General features: G+C 36.4%; 16 protein-coding genes and 1 pseudogene. 5 read left to right on the forward strand and 12 right to left on the reverse strand.

All coding sequences use genetic code 11. The annotated features are described in order from the left end of the window. Positions 1-116: 116 nt before the first annotated feature. Positions 117-1,257, reverse strand: a pseudogene (locus tag BMSHG_RS25540) (iron-containing alcohol dehydrogenase). A gap of 354 nt (positions 1,258-1,611) precedes the next feature. Here BMSHG_RS25540 and BMSHG_RS00570 point away from each other — a divergent pair. Continuing rightward, positions 1,612-2,496 (forward strand): helix-turn-helix domain-containing protein, encoded by an 885-nt coding sequence (locus tag BMSHG_RS00570; protein ID WP_019152483.1) that lies wholly within the window; start codon positions 1,612-1,614, stop codon positions 2,494-2,496. 33 nt (positions 2,497-2,529) lie between these two features. Next, complete coding sequence (locus tag BMSHG_RS25545) at positions 2,530-3,426, forward strand: helix-turn-helix domain-containing protein (RefSeq protein ID WP_235776312.1); 897 nt, start codon at positions 2,530-2,532, stop codon at positions 3,424-3,426. A 33-nt stretch (positions 3,427-3,459) separates the two neighbouring features. Here the strand turns inward: BMSHG_RS25545 and BMSHG_RS00580 are convergent, their stop codons facing one another. Both BMSHG_RS00580 and BMSHG_RS00585 read right to left on the reverse strand, forming a co-directional pair. Continuing rightward, positions 3,460-5,370, reverse strand: coding sequence for a tetratricopeptide repeat protein (locus BMSHG_RS00580; protein ID WP_161601757.1), 1,911 nt, complete (start codon positions 5,368-5,370; stop codon positions 3,460-3,462). Continuing rightward, positions 5,289-5,600 carry a hypothetical protein gene (locus BMSHG_RS00585; protein WP_026073268.1) on the reverse strand — a complete coding sequence of 104 codons (312 nt, stop codon included), beginning with the start codon at positions 5,598-5,600 and terminating at the stop codon, positions 5,289-5,291. The genes BMSHG_RS00580 and BMSHG_RS00585 overlap by 82 nt, the downstream gene beginning before the upstream one ends. Positions 5,601-5,982: 382 nt before the next feature. Between BMSHG_RS00585 and BMSHG_RS00590 the strand changes: the two genes are divergently transcribed. The 3 genes from BMSHG_RS00590 (at position 5,983) to BMSHG_RS00600 (ending at position 8,171) form a co-directional block, all read left to right on the forward strand. After that, entirely contained in the window at positions 5,983-6,516 is a 534-nt protein-coding gene (locus BMSHG_RS00590; protein WP_019152485.1) for a cell wall hydrolase, read from the forward strand. A 158-nt stretch (positions 6,517-6,674) separates the two neighbouring features. Then, complete coding sequence (locus BMSHG_RS00595; protein WP_019152486.1) at positions 6,675-7,244, forward strand: hypothetical protein; 570 nt, start codon at positions 6,675-6,677, stop codon at positions 7,242-7,244. Positions 7,245-7,274: 30 nt separating this feature from the next. Continuing rightward, positions 7,275-8,171 carry a PucR family transcriptional regulator gene (locus BMSHG_RS00600; RefSeq protein ID WP_019152487.1) on the forward strand — a complete coding sequence of 299 codons (897 nt, stop codon included), beginning with the start codon at positions 7,275-7,277 and terminating at the stop codon, positions 8,169-8,171. A gap of 34 nt (positions 8,172-8,205) precedes the next feature. On the opposite strand, the gene BMSHG_RS00605 is transcribed toward BMSHG_RS00600, so the two are convergent. From BMSHG_RS00605 to BMSHG_RS00645, 9 genes are all read right to left on the reverse strand, one after another. Next, complete coding sequence (locus BMSHG_RS00605) at positions 8,206-9,210, reverse strand: LacI family DNA-binding transcriptional regulator (RefSeq protein WP_019152488.1); 1,005 nt, start codon at positions 9,208-9,210, stop codon at positions 8,206-8,208. 133 nt (positions 9,211-9,343) lie between these two features. Next, positions 9,344-11,449: an ADP-ribosylglycohydrolase family protein gene (locus tag BMSHG_RS00610; protein ID WP_019152489.1), complete on the reverse strand. Its 2,106-nt coding sequence runs from the start codon at positions 11,447-11,449 to the stop codon at positions 9,344-9,346. A 13-nt stretch (positions 11,450-11,462) separates the two neighbouring features. Next, a complete protein-coding gene (locus BMSHG_RS00615; protein WP_019152490.1) occupies positions 11,463-12,611 on the reverse strand; it encodes an ADP-ribosylglycohydrolase family protein in 1,149 nt (382 codons plus the stop codon). Between the two features lie 13 nt (positions 12,612-12,624). Then, positions 12,625-14,085 (reverse strand): extracellular solute-binding protein, encoded by a 1,461-nt coding sequence (locus BMSHG_RS00620; protein ID WP_019152491.1) that lies wholly within the window; start codon positions 14,083-14,085, stop codon positions 12,625-12,627. Between the two features lie 87 nt (positions 14,086-14,172). Further along, a complete protein-coding gene (locus BMSHG_RS00625) occupies positions 14,173-15,048 on the reverse strand; it encodes a carbohydrate ABC transporter permease (protein WP_019152492.1) in 876 nt (291 codons plus the stop codon). 15 nt (positions 15,049-15,063) lie between these two features. Continuing rightward, entirely contained in the window at positions 15,064-15,936 is an 873-nt protein-coding gene (locus BMSHG_RS00630) for an ABC transporter permease (RefSeq protein WP_034658468.1), read from the reverse strand. Positions 15,937-15,963: 27 nt separating this feature from the next. Beyond that, positions 15,964-16,854: a ribokinase gene (locus BMSHG_RS00635; protein WP_019152494.1), complete on the reverse strand. Its 891-nt coding sequence runs from the start codon at positions 16,852-16,854 to the stop codon at positions 15,964-15,966. Between the two features lie 5 nt (positions 16,855-16,859). Beyond that, entirely contained in the window at positions 16,860-17,177 is a 318-nt protein-coding gene (locus BMSHG_RS00640) for a DUF4387 domain-containing protein (protein ID WP_026073271.1), read from the reverse strand. After that, positions 17,170-18,537 carry an acyclic terpene utilization AtuA family protein gene (locus BMSHG_RS00645; RefSeq protein WP_019152496.1) on the reverse strand — a complete coding sequence of 456 codons (1,368 nt, stop codon included), beginning with the start codon at positions 18,535-18,537 and terminating at the stop codon, positions 17,170-17,172. Before BMSHG_RS00645 ends, BMSHG_RS00640 begins: the two co-directional genes overlap by 8 nt. Positions 18,538-18,560 lie beyond the last annotated feature (23 nt).

Genomic DNA, 18,560 nt, shown 5'->3' on the forward strand with positions numbered 1-18,560 from the left:
CGAACTAGAGGACACCAACGCCGGTGTCCTCTTCTTTGTTTATCATCCTGATAGAAATCTTCCTTGCTCATCTTTTTTGCAGGATCGAGCATTTATTTTCTATTCCAAATACATTTTTACAATATTTCCTTAAACATAGAGATGACTTCTTCTTTCGTTGGCTGGAATGGATTCCCTGGTGCACAAGCATCCATTAAAGAGTTTGTCGCAAGCTTATCTAAGTCTACCTCGGTAACACCTAGTTCTGATAGCTTACTTGGAATCCCTACTTCGATTGATAATTGCTTAATTGCTTCGATCACTTCAGTCGCACATTGTTCATCTGTTTTTTCATGTATATCAATACCAATTGCTTTTGCAATGGCTCTGAATTTTCTTGGGTCACGTTTAGCATTTTCCCTTTCTACAATCGGTAGAAGCATCGCATTACATACACCATGTGGCAAATCATAGACTCCACCAAGCTGATGAGCCATTGCATGGACAAACCCAAGTCCAGCATTATTAAAGGCAATTCCACCTAGGAACATGACATATGCCATTTGTTCTCTAGCTTCAATATCATGTCTTTACTGCTCTTGGGAGATAGTTGAAGACCATTTCTACAGCTGCCAGTGCTGTAGCATCGGTAACCGCATATGCACCTGGTGTCACAATTGCCTCGATGGCATGAGTTAACGCATCCATCCCTGTAGCAGCTGTTAAATCCGCTGGTTTATCAACCATTAACTCTGGGTCATTTACCGAAATTGTAACGAGACTATTTTTATCAACCATAACCATTTTAATTTCTCTTTCTTTATCGGTAATAACATAGTTAATCGTAAATTCGCTTGAAGTTCCTGCTGTCGTATTAACTGCCACAATTGGCATTGACTTCAATTTCGTCTTCCCTACTCCCTCATAATCTCGTAAATCCCCTCCATTGGTTGCGTAAAGCCCTATTGCCTTTGCAGCATCCTGTGGAGAACCACCACCAATTGAGATAATAAAATCACAAGCTTGCGTTTTTAATACATCATGACCAGCATACACATTTTCAATAGTCGGGTTTGCTTTAACATCGTCAAAAATAAAATAATCAAGCTTAATAGCATCCAATTCAGCTAACACTTTTCCTGCGATTCCTGATTGATTTAGGAATTTATCCGTAACAACTAAAGCTTTTTTGTACCCTAATTCTTCAACAAGTGGCGCAAGCTCTTTAAGGCAACCTCTTCCCATTAGATTGGTACTTGGTACATAATAAATGCTCATTCTTCTTCCTCCTTTGAAAAATATGCTCAACATTTCACAAATAAAATGATAAAATTAAGGAGACATTTACTCCCTAATTTTTACTTATTGATCAGTATCATCATAGCATACGTATAGTTTCAAAAAAGGGATTCTTCATAAATGTCATTATTTTGTAAATATTCCCTATAGAAACTTTATTAATACCATTACTTTAGCTAGGTCAAAGAAACTACGAAAACGAGTATTCTTATGATAGAATATGCTCAAAAAGTATTTCTTTCACCTTATGTTCAATTTTTATTAATCGAATAAAACAAGTTACTAGTATAATATTCATAGTAAAACGTTTATTCGTGTAAAGGGGGTAAACGAATGGAGTTTTTGCCTTTTGGAGAATCGTTGAGGAATATACGAAAAAGAGCTGGTTTAAGTCAGAAGGAACTCGCTTCAGGTATATGCTCTCAAGCTCAAATTAGCAAGATTGAAAAAAACGATGAAATTCCATCTGCACTAATTCTGAATGAAATTTCGAAAAAACTTGGTGTAGACATGAATTATTTTTTTGAAATACAACAATCTCATAAGTTAGAATTTATTAATCAAATAAAGGATCAAGTTTGGAACCTAAAGAAACAAAAAAAATATAGTGAACTTCAAAAACTAATAATAAAGACAAAGAGAAATCCTCTATTCCAAGATGGAGAAAATTTAAAATTTCTTATCTGGCATGAAGCAATCTGTCTTCATTACGTGCAAAATGAATCTAAAGAAGCAGTAAAACTCTTGAAAAAAGGACTTCAGATTAATCCATATCAAAAAGATGAATTTTATAAAGAAATTGACATTCAACTCATAAATAGTCTTGCAATATTACAAAAAGAATTAAAGATATATGATAAATCTGAAGAAAATTTCAAAAAAGCATACAAACTTTTGAAGCATATCCCTAAATTAACAGATAACACCATCGAACTTAGAAGATTATTTGGATTAGCTCAATTATATACAGAAACGGGAAGATTTGAAGAATCGATTAAGCTATGTCAAAAAGGTATTAGCCTTTGTGATGAAATGGAAACTTTGTACCTCCTGGGGAATTTTCAATATCAAACTGGTGAAAACCATGCTAAATTGGGTAATATAAATAAAGCAAAGCAAGCATTTAATAAAGCGTGTCTCATCTATCAGCTCCAAGACAATGTATCATATGTTAAGCTAGTGAAAGAAAATGAAATTGAACTATTAGGAGAAAATTAGTGAATTTGTTTTTAAGAGGTGTAAGATTTGAAAGTGTTTAGCCTTGGCCAAGAGATAAAAGAACTTAGACAAGCAGTGGGATTAAGTCAGAAGGAATTAGCTTCTGGAATATGTAATCAAGCGCAAATTTCGAATATAGAGAAAAATAATTATAACCCCTCTGCACTGCTTCTAAATCAAATTGCGACAAAATTAGGCGTAAACATGAATTATTTTTTCGAAATGCAAGACTCACACAAAGTAAACTACATCACTGATAGTAAAAAATATATACGGCAATTAATACGAAAACGAGACTATGTTAATTTGTATCCTACTGTGCTTTCTGAAAAAAAGCACCCCTATTATCAAGATAAAGAAAACTTACAATTTATTCTCTGGCATGAGGCCCTCTGTGTTCATTACATTGATAAAGATTCAAATAAGGCGTTTAATATCTTAAATGAAGCGCTACAAATAACCCATGATAAACTCTATTTCACTGAACAGGAAATTGAAATATTAAATAGTATTGCAGCAATTAGAAGAGAAATTGGGTTGTATGAGGAAGCTGAGCAAATGTTTAGAGAGGCTTTAGCTAAAATGAAAGAAGTGCCAAAATTAAGCAGTACGGCTATTGAAATTAGACTTTTATTCGGCCTATCACAACTACTAACTGATATCGGAAAGTTCGAAGAATCATTAACCTATTGTGAAAAAGGAATAAAGCTCTGTAATGAATCAGATACTCTCTATATATTCGGAGAATTCCTCTATCAGCGTGGAGAGAATCTTGTAAGATTGGGAAAATTTGATGAAGCGAGGCAATCAATAGAACAATCAAAAAAAGTATTTGAATTGCAAAATAATACGTTACTAGTACAAAGTGTAGAAGAAAACCAAGAACGCTTACTTGCTTATGAAGCAAATAATTCACAACAAAAAGGATAGATTGGATCTTCACATCCAATCTATCCTTTTTCATTACTCATTTTTCACGTAGCTCCCTATATTTAACCAATCAAATTGACGATGTCGAATTTGAAACAAAATCATTGGGTCATAGAATTTTTCCGGATTGGATTTCAAGGATTGTAGTTCTTGTTCGTATTGTTCCTTCTCACTTGTCATGTGCTCAACAGTAGATTGTAACACATGAACCGGATTTTCGAAAAACATGGCAATATCTCGATCCAATGAGCGTTCAAATATTTCAAGCTGTTGTAAAAAGCGGTTTACAATCATTTTTGTCACTTCTCGAAAATCTTCATTTTCAATATGCTTTTTATATTGGTTCGCTAAAAAACCTTTATTTTGAGAAAGTCCTCCTAATAGCTTACCAGCACTTTTTAGTAAAAATTGCGACGGTGTAAATCGCAAAAAGAAATTTTCTCTCTCATAAGCAACGAAATTAGTCATTCGTTCCATGTCACGTTTCCAATCATTAAGGACCTGAAAGTCACATTCCATGTTCAGCAATTCTGACCCAACTAATTGGTTCAATCCATCTGTCATCTCTTCCAAAAATTTCTTACTTTCGATAAATTCAAGTTCTGATTTCTTTACCCAGCTCTGAAATTTCTTTTTAAACAATGGCTGTACCGTTTCATATAAAAATTGTTGCACTCTTTCATTCATTACATCATTGATATCAATATGAAGTTTCTTAAAGTCACTTTCTTCTGTCACCAAGTCAGAGCAACTCTTTAATATTTCAGGTAACTTTGACTGAACCGTTTCTTTAATGTCCTCTTTATTCATCACAAATGACTTCTTAATTACCTTGCTTTTGCCAAATTTGAGATCATCCAGTTGATGAACAGCCCCATTTAATTTTGAAAGGATTTCCTTATGCCAATTAATATTGTTTTGTAGTTCTTGTTTTTGCTCTTCTTTCTTTTCTAATAATTTATCCAACAATTTACGAACAAATTGTAATAAAATTTCATAACGTTCTACTTCATCAAAATCTAATAAAAACGTGTTAACATCTTCTTCTCTCTCAAAGTGCAATGTTTTTCCATTCCACTGGAGTAGTTCGGACATTGCAATCGACTCTTCCTCGCCCCATTTGATGATATCAAATAAAAGCTCAATGCTCTCTTCCAATGAGTGAGTAGAAACTGGTTCACGACTTATAAACGCTTCCGCTTTTTCAAGCATTTCTCTATTTAAAGATCTTGGGAAATAATCATTCCATGCTAATATTCCCCCATAAATAAGTGGAAGGACAGCAGAATCTGCGACTCTTAGCCAATTTTTGAATACATCCGGTACAAGGTTTTCAATGTCTTTAATTAAGTATTTACCATTAATTAAGGAAAAGAATACTTCTCGGAATAATTGCTTCGATTCATGCCACTCTTCCGGTTCTTCTGCTTCCATTTTATTAAATAGTTGATTTACACTGCTTACCCAAATTAAAAATTCACCATTGCTCTCATACCTTTTCCATAAAGAAGAAAGTAATTGTTCGAAATACTTTTGGTTGAATTCTTTTAGAACGAGTAGGCTATCCTCAAAATACTCAGGCTGTAAATCTTTCGTATGACCATCAACGACATACGAATTTAATATTGAAAACCACTGAATAGATTTTTGCCTCTTCCCCTCTTGAACAGCTAGATCTACAGCACTCTTCCAGTCCTCATTCTTTTCATAAAATCCCCTGGCAATCTCCGTCACTTCAGGATAATCTGGATTAATTGAAACGACCCATTTAATAATATGGTCAGCCTTTTCCATATTGCCAAGCTTTGTATAGAGAGAAAACAGCTGCAAACCGATTTCAGAATTTAGAACGAGAGAATCAGTCACAATCGACGTATAAAGTTTTTCTCCCTCAGAAAACAAGCCGAGCTCAACATAGGCATCCGCCATATTTTTTTTGCCCAACAAGTTAACTCATGATTGACATTTTCCCATTTATAAATGGCAGCTTCAAAATCTTTATAGTGATAATAAAGTTCCCCTTGTGCATAGCGAATATCCGATAATTCAGGCGCTTCTTTCCCTTGCTCCTCCATCAACAACTCGCCGAGAACTTCCATTGGATTTTCATATTTATATTCACTAAGAAATTGTTCAAAGTATTGTTTGCTCTTTAACATATCTTCTAAACTCATAGCATCCTCCGAAGAATGTATTTTTTTATTTTTAAGTCGATTGATTCAAATATTTAAGACTATCCCTTACTCTACCATGATATTTTAGCAAAGGACTATATGAGAAAAGTAGCGTTCTCGCTTTCCACTTTGTGAGTATTTATAGGTCTATTTGCTTGTTTCAAATGGACAAACCAGATAAAAAGAACATTTATGGAACTTTCTCCCTCCTTTCTATAAATATTGGCTCCTTTATGACTATATGTCGGGTCCTTTGTCATATTTCTATTGAAATTGAAACCTTTTTTATCAAATTAAGAAGAAATGTCATCTTCCTGTTCTTAAACAGGAAGGACAGGCTATGTTAAGGTTAGTAGGTCGTGAAAAAAAAGGAGGTAGCAGCATGAATAACATCTATAAGAAGCTTGTAGCAGCAACTGTTGCTACTCTTGTATTTATTGGCACACAAAGTGGCGTTACATTTGCGAAGGAACCGGATGCTCCAGCATTCGAAAATCCTGACAAACCAGTCAATGAAGAAATTTTAAAAGAAACTTTCGGTAAACATATTTCAAATGAAGAAAAAGACTTGCTTGCTCGATTAGTAGAAGCCGAAGCAAAAGGCGAATCATATGAAGGAAAAGTTGCTGTCGCTACAGTCGTACTAAATCGAGTCGATTCAAGTGAATTTCCTAATAATATTTCTGATGTCATTTATGAAAAAGTTGGCCATGCTTACGCTTTTTCTCCTGTTCAAAATAGAGAGATTGAACAGCCGGCCTCAGAAGAAGCGATTAAAGCGGTTAAAGAAGCGATAACAAGCCCAGATCGTTTAAACCATGCGATTTATTTTTATAATCCAGATATTGCTACTGATGACTGGATACGCTCTCGTCAAATTGTCAAAACGATTGATAATCATGTTTTCGCTATATAAAAAGAACGATTCATTACTTTCTTTACGTAGGAAGTGATGAGTCGTCTTTTTTTTAGCAAAAAACTACCATCATCAACATCCAAAAGGATGATCATACTAATGATTAATTAAATTGTACCATCTGGGAGCGTATAAATCGAATAAAATGAGGGTTACCAATGCATAAACTAACAAACCAAATTTTTGTTTATATCGGGCTCTTTGCAGCCATTATCATGGGTGCTTTTTTTTTAGAAACATTCCCTTATTTTATCGCAATGCTTATTATCATGGCTTTTATCGGGCTAATTTCCATGATCGTCCGAACGATGTACTCCTTTGCCCTATTGATAACCTTTATCTTACTCATTGCATTTTATAATGTCGGAATCTCATGGTTGATGCATTGGGATATGAAGCAACAAGGAATGAATATTGGTGTTCAATCTTTAGTTTCATTCGGAAGTATTATGGCATGGATGAGTGGCTATGCGATCAGGCGTAATCAAGAGGTCCTTCATTCATTACATACAGAATTAACTATTCTCAGGAAATATGAAGAACATATAGGAGTCCTCACACTAAATGAATTTATTGAACAAGCGCAAATACTTTTTACTGGGATGAAACGGAGGAATGAGAAAGGCTTTCTCGTTTTTATTACGATTTGTGAAAAGGTCGCTTACAAGCAAAGAATAATTAGAGAAAAGTTAACAAAGGCACTGCATCTCTCCTTCCCTATGTTATGATGTGTATAGACGGGAAAGGAGAGAGTTTTCATGTTTAAAAAAATACATAAATTATATGTACAGTCCATTTTATTCCCATCTACTCCCGATTTCCACGCATATGGAGACTACTTTTGGCTCCATACAGATGACAATAATGATTGGCTTGGAATACCGAAGAATGAGATTTCAAGTAAAGAACTGGCACTCTTAAAAACAATGTATCATATATATGACCCTGCTTCACGACCAACACATAATCAAAGCTGGCATGATTTCTTACTTTCAAATGGAGAAATTCCTTTTCAGGCTAAAAATAGTCTAATGCGCATGCTTCATTTTACTATAAAGAAATTAGAATGGGACAAACAAGAGGTAGAGTCAGCCTTACAAAACTCCTTTATTTCAAATGTTTCGATCGTTTGGATTGAAGAATTAAATGGAGTCATTTTAGAAGAAATGAGTACTGATTCCACGACAGAGATTGAGCTCGACTCGATCATTTCTAATTTAGAGTCAGATTTATTTATCCAAATGTCCCTATATATTGGGAAGACTTATGAAGTCGATGAAGCTTTCCCAGAACACTTTTTATTGGAGAGAAAATGGTTTAAAGAAGGAATCGAAACCCTACCATCTGAACGAATTTACCGTTTTGAAAAGGTATTTCCTGTCATGCTGGTAGAACAAATGTCCAATCAGTTGAAACGAACCTTGGTTGAAAATTTTTCCCTTTTTAAGGAAGAACCAGAGCTGCTTAAAACGATTAAAATCTTTATCGAAAATAGCCTCAACGTATCACTTACGGCAAAAAAAATGTACATCCATCGCAACACACTCCAATATCGGATCGACCGTTTTACTGAGAAAACAGGCATTAACCTCAAAGACTATCATCAAGTCTCCACGGTTTATTTTGCTTGCTTAGTCTTAGGACAGGATGAATAGGTAATCGAAAAAACTTGGCAATATGCCAAGTTTTTTAATGTTTATTCGTCGATTTTCTTTTCACTAATTCTACATCTAGTAGAACCGTTTCCTTTATCGGTTGATCATGATTTTCAATTAATGCGATTAAATGATTGGTGGCTATCTCTCCTATTTTATCAACAGGCTGTTTGATTGTACTAATTTCTGGATAGACAATCTCTGTAAGTTGAATCCCATCAAATCCTAGTATCGCTACATCATTGGGAATGTCAATATGATGCTTCTTAAATGCTTTAAGAGAGCCGATAGCCATTAAATCATTCGCATAGAATACCCCATCGATATCCGGATGGTCTTGGAGCAGCTTTTCTGTCTGTTCTGCCCCACTCTCCAATGTAAATTTTCCTTCATAAATAATCGCAGTAGAGTTCACGTGTTCCATTACTTTTTTATACCCATTCATCCTTTCAATGGCAGGATAAAGAGTTTGCGGACCACTTATATGAGCAATTTTTTTACAGCCAATTTCGACTAAATGATTTGCAGCCATCAGGGCTCCTTCGAGGTTGTTTACAGTTACAGAGTGATATTTTTCAGAAAATACTGCCCGGTCAATTCCGACAAAAGGAATATTGATCTCGTTTAAATAGCCTCGAATATCATGATTTAATTCGGATTCTGCCAAAATAAAGCCATCAATATATCGACTTTTAAAGTTATTCCAAAAATCAATCGTGTGTAAATCTTGCTCATTTGTATTGATGAGTAAAAGACTGTAGTTCATTTTTCTTGCTTCATTTTCAATCGATTTTACGAGTTCTGGAAAAAACGGATTTGTAATATCTGGAGTAATAAATGCTATCGTATGAGATTTCTGCTTCGCTAATCCTCTAGCTATCGCATTCGGAGTATAATCAAACCTATCTAGTACCTTCTGAATTTTCTTTTCTGTTTCAGGACTTGTATAGCTGACTTTATTGATATATCGGGATACTGTTGCGATAGAAACGCCAGATTCTCTTGCAATATCTCTAATTGTCACTTTTTTTCTACTCACGAGTGGTCTCCTAACCGATTTAATACTTGTATGTTAACACAATTTAATGTTGGTGAAAAAGATGTTCGTGCGCTTTTCCTAGTTTTATAGAAGAGCTATGGGTGATTCATGTATGAAATCACCCATAAACTGACTATGATTCTCTCACTTCCACTTTTTCAATGATACAGCTACCAGGTTGTGACAGAGCGATTCCAAGCATACCATGTGACCATGTTGAATCTGTGTAATTTAGAATGTTTTCACCATTGATAGAAAATACAATCTCATCTCCACGAACTACCACTTCAAATACATATCGTTGTCCAATCTTCCATCCATATTCAACCGTTTTTAAACAGTGTAAACCAAAATTTTGAGTGTGAAGAGATACTTTCCCTTCTCCATCGAAACCAACTTGATAATACCGTTGTGTTCCTTGTGCACGAAAGACGAGTGCGTGATGTTGTCCTTTTGTAGGAATGAATGTAGTACGAATGACAGCATCCTTTGAATAATAATGACCTGTGAAAGAAGCACAATCTGTATCACTCTCCACGATCATCCGTCCATCTTTTAAACTCCAATTTCCACGATGATGGGCAAAAGGAGTCACGCTTTTGAACTCAATCGCTTGTTTCGAAAAATCGATCTCATAGCTTGATGAACCAAAGATATGAAATTCATCTAAGTAAAGCTTTCCGAAGCAACGATTCGTCAAAGAAGATGGACTTTCAATCATAAACCCAACTTCATCTGCAAACGAACCTTCTGTATCTGGAATTGTAAATTCAATCTTTTGCCAAGCTTGCTCCTTTAGTTGAATCTTATCAAGTTCCACGATTTCTTTACGAAAAGTAGTTCGAATATAGGGAGTGATAAACACTTCACTTCCTTGATATTTCTCTAAATATAGTTGCATTGAAACAGTTTGACCACTATAGGCTTTCGGGGCAAAAGTCGGTTTATACTTCTCATCATTAAACTCTTCTCGACGGTAAAAGGTTTGATAAAATACTCTACTTTTATCCCCTTCATACATTCGATCAAAGACGATTTCAAGCTTCCCAGGGGACTTGAAACCCATGCCGTCATTTGCTTTTAAAATCGTTTTAAAAGGCAGATTCGTTTGGATCCCATGGGTCGAACCAGGAAGAATAAAGTCAAAGAATATTTCCTCTTCCTTATAGCTTTCAATTAACCATTGTGGTGGTACTTCTTCTCGTACTCGATAACTTAACAATGCTAATGATTTGACAAAGGTAGGAATATCCAAAATATTCAAGTAACCCGAAACGCTAGATGTCACAATCGTATCATTAATAGGGTCACGATATTTTGCCGCTACTCCTTCTAGTCCAACCAACGTTCCTACAATGGATCCAACATTACCAGCGTTACAATCAGTGTCCCATCCGCAAGCAGTAGCAATTTCAATGGTCCGTGATAAATCCCCTTCTCCATACAAAAGAGCTAAGACACAAACTCCTGCATTCGGAATGATATGGCAAACACCTGTATATTTATCATAGCCCCATTCCTTCTCCAAATAGGAGCGGCATTTCCAAAAATCATCTGGATGTCTTTTGTGATAATCCCGTACAGCGTGAACCACTTTTGCATAGGTAGAGTCAGACGGAATTTCAGCTAAGCCACTCTCGATAATATCAGCGATATTTTTATTAGTAAAAGCACTTGCAATACATGCCGCAATAAATCGCGCACCGTAAAGACCATTTTTATCATGAGAGACACTTGCGGCTATTTCCGCATAGTCTGCAGCTTTAGTTGGATTATTCGGCCACAGCCAGCCCCAAGTGTCAATAAAGATTTGCCCACCGATTTGTTCTGCCATAATTAACCCATTCGTTTCTGCCGCCCCAGACTTCGGCGCAGGAATCCCTCTCAGCAAGTTTAAATAGGCAGTATGCTCGGTACTAATTCCATCACCGCCCCACCAAAACATGCCGATGTCTTCTCTTGTATAGTTGAGCCAAGCATTAGCCACATCTTGTGGTGTAAGTTCCCGATCGACCGCATCATCTAATAATGCTCTGATAAAAAAGACTGGACCGTTTGCATCATCATCTGCTGAAAATATTTTATAATTCTTTAAGTATCCATTCACTTCTCCGTACACATCACGGATCATCTCAGGTGTCCATTCGGTCGGTTCGACGGGAGCACCTAATCGGATACCAGCGTTCATTCCTAAAAATCCAGCATATACCTTTTGTAAGTAAACGTTTGGTACCACCATAAAATACCTCCCATTATAAAAGAATTTGCTTTACTTTTTCCATTTTCTCTAAATCATTTTCGATAATTCTTTTTGCCGTTTCAGAAAACTTGTCAGTAAGTTGAGCAAAGTTTAATTGATTAGCAGTTTGTAATAATTCGACATCCTCATTCATAATGACAGAAGAACCATGCATCGCTCCTAATATAACGCCAATCATGACACCAATTGAATCGGTATCTCTTCCAGAATTGATTCCATCATAAATTGATTTGTAATAGGCTCCGTCATTAAAAACAATAAATCCTAATGCAAGGGGAAGTTCCTCAATCGAGCCAAGTCTACTTGGAGCATAGTGATTGGACGGAATCCCAACCTTCTCGAGTTTCCTTGATACGTCATCCCCCATTGGTGAAAAAGGCTTGAGTGCATCATGAAATGCAGATACAACATCATCAGTTAAAGCGTTTTCATTTTTGGCTCTTTTAGCAACTTCTGTAACTGCTATAATGGCTTCTTTTGTGCCATCCTTTGCCAGTTCGATTGCTGTTTCAATGATTGCTTCCACTGTGACATCTGCTTCAAATGCTTTGGCTACACATGCCGCTAGAACTCCTGCAGCTTCTAATCCATAGCTGGTTTGATGACCCATCGCAAATAGAATCGCTTCATCATAAGCAGCCTTTGGATTTCCGGCATTAACGATTCCAACTGGAGCAATATACATCGCAGCTCCACAATTAATCATATTGCCATGACCACCTTCACGCGGTTCGCAATTCGCAAGTGTATGGCGGAGAAAGATATGCTTTTCCGGATAGAAAAGTCGCTCAATTATCATATCTTCTCGATCAAATTCAGGAATATATCGCTTACGAAATGCAATTTCTTTCACGAATTCATTGGCCATATCATAAGCATCTAAATGTCTTTTTTCAATGTTATAGACATTGCAGAGGGCAATGGTCATTAACGTATCATCAGTAACAATCCCATTTCCTCGCTTCTTCCCCTTATTCACATCATAGCCGAGATCTTCCTTATACCATTTCGTCCTTAACGACTCTACTCGACCATAGTGATCTTTGATCTCTTGATAGGTTAATTTTTCAACAGGGGCACCAAGTGCATCACCTAGTGCCGTAGAAATCAATACCCCTTTCACTTTCTCTTTAAAATTCATGTCCACCGACCCCTTACTTAATCGTTTCGTTTGCTAGCTCTGTTAACGCCTCTCCACCTGCGTCATTCCATTTTTGAACAAATTCATCAAAGGCATCAATCGATAATTTCCCTGTAATGATATCAGCAGAGTATTCTCTATAAAGGTTTTCCATCGCATCCCATTGAGCAATATATTCCTCAGGAATAATGAAGGCATTGTCCTCTGCAAAATAGCTACTTGCTAATTCTTGAGACTCAATCGCTGGTTCACTTAACATTGGTGTCTTCTCGCTTATAGGTGTATCAAAATTCATTTCCACTGGCTCCCAATAACGTGCATACCATTCTGCGTAATATTTCTCTGTTAACTCAATTTGACCATCGACAATATTATAATGCTCTCCTTCGAAACCTAATCGGTCAAATTGTTGTCCAGCAGGACTTGCTAAATAGTCTAAAATCTCAAATACAAGGTCCTTATTCGGTGATAAAGCTGAGATGGCAAGACCTCTAGACTCTTTTGTAATATCAGAAGCGCCAAAACCTTGGTATTCTCCTTTTGCTGGAGGTAGAATCGCTAATTCAGCTCCATCGCCATTTACTTCTTTCACTCTACTATTATAGAAATCAATCACCTTTCCATTTGTTCCTACAATGACCCCTGCTTCTCCATTATAAAAAGCATCTTCCTTTGTATCCCACTGTTTAGTTAAATATTGGGAATCAAGAAGCCCTTCTTCGTATAATCCACGATAAAACGCAAGCTTTTCTTTTTCCTGTTCTGACACCTTTTTAAAGACATAACCATCGTCCGTTTTTAACCATGTTTGATTAATTCCGAAAGCCATATCAAAAATAAAATTTAATTCACTAATGTCACCAGCTACAGTTGTTGAATAATCAACTTTTCCACTATCGACCAACTCTTTAAAAAACGCTTTGTAATTTTCAGGAGTTGGATCTGCAAATAAGGCATCTGAAGTAGCTAAATCCGTTAATAAGTCTTTTCTTACAACAGGAACTTTATAATCAATCGATTTTACCCAAAGTAAATATGGGTAGTTTTCAAGTCGTGAAACATTGTGCGGCTGCATAATATCTTTTAAATACTCAGACTTTTCTACATATGGTCGTAAATCCTCTAATAGATCTTGGTTTGCGATTTGTTGATCGCCACCTTGGAAGTAAATCAAATCAGGAATTTCTCCACTATTTAATAAAAGGTTTAACTTTTCAGCATAATCACCTTGTGCAACTTCCACTAACTCAAATTGGACATCCAAATCCTTATCTTTCTTTAAGTTTTCTGCTAATTTTTCATAATATTGAACTGCTACTGGATTTGATGGTCCCTCATCCTTAAATGCTACTTTAATAATGGTTTTACCATCTTCAGTTGTTTTCTTTTCTGCTACTTCATCTGTGTCTCCGCTACATGCAGCTAACACTCCCATAACAAGTAGAGCAAGCAACCATAAACTAAACTTTTTCATCTCTTAAAACCCCCTAAATAAATTAGTAAAATCGTTTCGTTTATCATAGATGTTAAAGTGCTTCTTCTAATAAAAGTAGAAGCATTATTAATCCTTTTCACCACCATCCATTGTTCCTTTCGTGAAATATTTAAGAATAAGTGGATATAGCAGTAATAAAGGAATAATCGCAACAATAATCGTACTTGCTTGCAAGGAAGCAAAATCTAGACTAGCAAGCATTTCAGGAGATAGGTTCAATCCTGCGAGCATCGTCGTATTATCCTGTGTCACGACAAATTGTCGTAGCACCACTTGTAATGGCCACTTATTCGGGTCCGTGATATAAATCGTTGCCCGAAAGTATTCATTCCAATGGTAAACACCGTAGAATAATGTAAGAGTTGCTAATGCAGGTTTGGATAACGGCAGGACAATGCGTGTAAAAATGCGAAAGTGACCAGCACCGTCTATTCTTGCCGCTTCAATCAAGCTTTCTGGGATTTCTTTAAAAAACCTCATTAATATAAATAAGTAATAAACATTGATTGCTTTATACAAAATCAATGAGCCATACGTATTAAGTAAATTCAGATCTTTCATTAATAAATACTCTGTAATCATCGATGGCTCAAACACCATGATCGCAATGAGGAAAACCAACACAACCTTTTTGCCAACGAAATTTGTTCGAGCTAGGACATAAGCAGATAAGGCCGTAAAGAATAAATTGATAAAAGTTCCAACAAGCGTAATAAAGACAGAGTTTCCAATACTTTTAACAATCAGGGGATTGGACAGAATGATTTCATAGTTTATAAGAGAGAATCCTTTTGGAATCACACTCAATCCCGTTAATTCTTTTACTCTTGCAGGATCTGTTAACGACATCGCTACTAAATTTAATACAGGAATTAAAACTGCTAATGTAACGATAAATAAAATGGTATAAATCACACTTCGTGACCAGCTAAATCTTCTCAAAATCATGTCCCCCCTTTACCAAACACCTTTTCCAGTAAATCTTTTCGATATAAAATGCGTGCTTAAAATAAGTACTAGACCGATGACACCTTTAAATAAACTAGCTGCAGTGGCGTAAGCATATTGACCATTTAATAGACCAATGCGATAGACATACGTATCTAAAATATCTACCTTACTAATGACAGAATCGTTCATTAAGTTGAAAACTTGGTCAAATCCTGCATTCATAAAAAAACCTAAGTTTAAAATAAAGACGGTCACCACCGTACTTGCTAATGCAGGTAAGGTAATATAACGCATTTGCTGTAATGTGTTCGCTCCATCGAGCTTAGCTGCTTCATAAAGATGTGGACTAATTTTCATAATCGCCGCAATATAGAGAATGCTGTCCCAACCGGCACTTCGCCACATTTCAGAGAAAACAAGAACCCAGCGGATATGGTCTTTACTTGTCATAAAGTCAAGGGATGGAAGGCTGAAAAAATTCCGTAGGATATTAACACCGCCATCTGGACTTAAAAAACTAATCCATATCCCTGCAATAACAACCCAGGATAGAAAGTGAGGCAAATAGGAAACGGACTGAACGTATTTTCGATAGGGACCGGATCTGACCTCATTAATTAAAAGTGCTAGAATAATAGGAATTGGAAAAATAAAAATAATTTTCATCGTGCTGATAATGACGGTATTTTTTAATACATCGATAAATGCTGGAGAGCTAAATAAAATACTAAAATGCTTAAGTCCTGCCCAAGTGTTCTCTCCGATAATGCGATAATCTTGGAAAGCCAATTTCATCCCAACAATCGGTACGACATGAAAGATCACAAAATATACGATTCCAGGAAGAAGCATCACATATAAAATCCAATCCTCACGCATTTTGTTTAGAACCTTTTTCACGATCGATCACCCCTCTTTCAATACACTCTCGATCTCTTGTTTATATGGCATTCCAGCTTGTGCCCCTTTCTTTGTAACTGCAATACTCGCTGCAATTGTGCCAAACCGGATGCACTCCTCAAGCGCCTTTCCTTCTGAAATACCTACTGTGAAAGCTCCTGTAAAAGTGTCTCCTGCACCTGTTGTATCAACTGCTTTCGTTTGCCTAGCCGGCACCTTGATTATTTCCGTTCCATTATAGAAAGAGACTCCTTTTTCACCCTCCGTAATGATTAGTTTATTAGGATAGCTTTTTAAAGCGCTTTCTTGATTCTCCTGTTCATTGAGTACGAGAGCAAATTCATGTTCATTCGGTGTTAAGTAACTGACTTTATCTAATATATCCGCTGCAAGATGCTGAGCTGGTGCCGGATCCAAAACAATAATTTTACGATGTTTGAATAATATTGGTATCAGGAACTCAATCGTTTCCAAAGGAATTTCCATTTGAAATAAGAAAACATCATGTTCTAGCAAACGCTCTATATTTTTTTCTATATAACTAATATTCGTGTACTGATTAGCTCCGGGAACGATAATAATACGATTTTCACTATTGTGGAGTTCAATAAATGCCGCCCCTGTCGAAACACCATCTACAATATTCAAATGTTCAGTATTGACTTTTTCATTGATAAAATGATGGAGGAGCACCTCTTTTTGTTCATCATTGCCAATTGAGCCAAAAAGTGTTACGTCTCCACCTAAACGCGAAGCTGAAACGGCTTGATTGGCCCCTTTCCCCCCAAAAGCCATGAAAAAGTTTTCACCGGTGACCGTTTCTCCAAACTTTGGTACAATTTTGCTTTCAACAAAATAGTCAATATTGATGCTTCCAATTACAGCGATTTTTTTCATCTTCTCTACTCCCAATCAACGTCAATATTCATCAGTGGTGCATGTTGCTGTGCCCCATAAACATCTCGATCTCCAGCTGTACCTGAGGAAATATCTCTTGCCATCGTTATTTTTATCCCAAGTGCCGGATCGAAATAGACTAAATGATGAATATCACGAGTACTGATATTATAGATTTCGGCGATTCTATCTTTTGTAATGACATTCGATTGTTTCACTTTTTCATAGATATCTCGATTGTCAAATAAAATATCCATGGTGACTTCGAACGGTCCGGAGTTTTTACTTCTTAATACTTTGGCAAGTTCATATAATTTAGCCATCATTGACAACCTCCATCATTTCCATCTGAAATGGATTCCTCTCAAGCTCCATTAAATGATAGATTGAAAATTCATAGACTGGTCCAAATGGGATATCACTTGGGGCAAATGGAAACGCTAGATTGCCAGCTGTTGATTTTCTCCCCTCATATCCATAATGCAAAAATGTCGAACGAAGGGTTGCACAAAGTGAATTTGCTTGCTCTTGTGTTTTAGCTAAAACCTCAAACATCACACCTATTTCATGGCCGTGAAACTCTTCTGATTCATTGTCTCCAAGGACTGCGTTTTTTCCATAATGATAGAAATTTATTTGATAGTCTTGTTCTGAAATCTCTGGATAGTAACTTTTCACCTGTTCGAGCACTTCTTTTTCTACTTCTTCCAGATTTTCTAGTAGGAGTGGATCTCGGATACCTGCAATAACAAATGTTCGATACGCAGACTTCCTTGCTCCTTCAAGTTTAATTCTATAAGTTTCACTTGGGATATATTTACTGTGCGCAACCTTAATGACCCCATGAGATTCTTCTGTAAATGTACATTCGGATAAATCAAGCATAAATCCAGGCCCATGTAGAAGATAAGGATGCTCTTTCTCGTAAAAGGTGTGTGCCGCCACGCTTGTCGTAGTACAAGTACGTTTTGGATTTAAGGATTGTACGGTAAAAGAATCCTGATAAATGGTACCTAATATGCTATCTTTCGTGGTCCCCGGTTCGGCACAAAGAGCGCCACATTCAAGAATTTTTCCGAGATGATATGAGAGCCCCGCATCCATTCCGTGGTATATTCCAATTGAAGCAAATGGGGAAGGATCATAGGCCCTTCCGCACACAATAATATCTGCTCCTACATTCAAGGCATCTAGGATAGGTTCATGCCCCATTTGTGCGACAATCGAAGTTGTTTCTTTAATTACTTCTTCTGTTAGTGGGGAAATATTCTTAGTAAGTGGTTTTATCTTCCCTTTGTTCTGCATTTCTAGAATGTAGTCATTCTCAAAGTCCGCCCAGATAACAGCAATTTTAGCTGAAAAGCATTCTTCTGTTAGTACTTCGTTTAAAAGCTTTAACGTGTTCTTCACATGTGGCTTTGCCCCAGCTCCACCAGCTGAACCTATAATAATCGGAATTTTATTTGGAATTCCTTTTTCAATCATCAGTTTTAAATCTTTCTTTACTGCTCTTTCGCTGACAATCGAAACTCCAGCACCAAGTTTATGAGGACCGGCATCTGTTGATCCCGCATCAACGACGATTCCGTGAATTTCTTGTTCAAAAGCACGCTCAAATGAATCTTTTGGAAAACCGTACCCTAACATTCCACAAGGTGAGACGATTCTTACACTTGATTTCATTTCGTTCTCCCCCAAACATTTAT

The organism is Robertmurraya massiliosenegalensis JC6, from assembly GCF_000311725.1.
GTDB classification, from domain to species: domain Bacteria; phylum Bacillota; class Bacilli; order Bacillales; family Cytobacillaceae; genus Robertmurraya; species Robertmurraya massiliosenegalensis.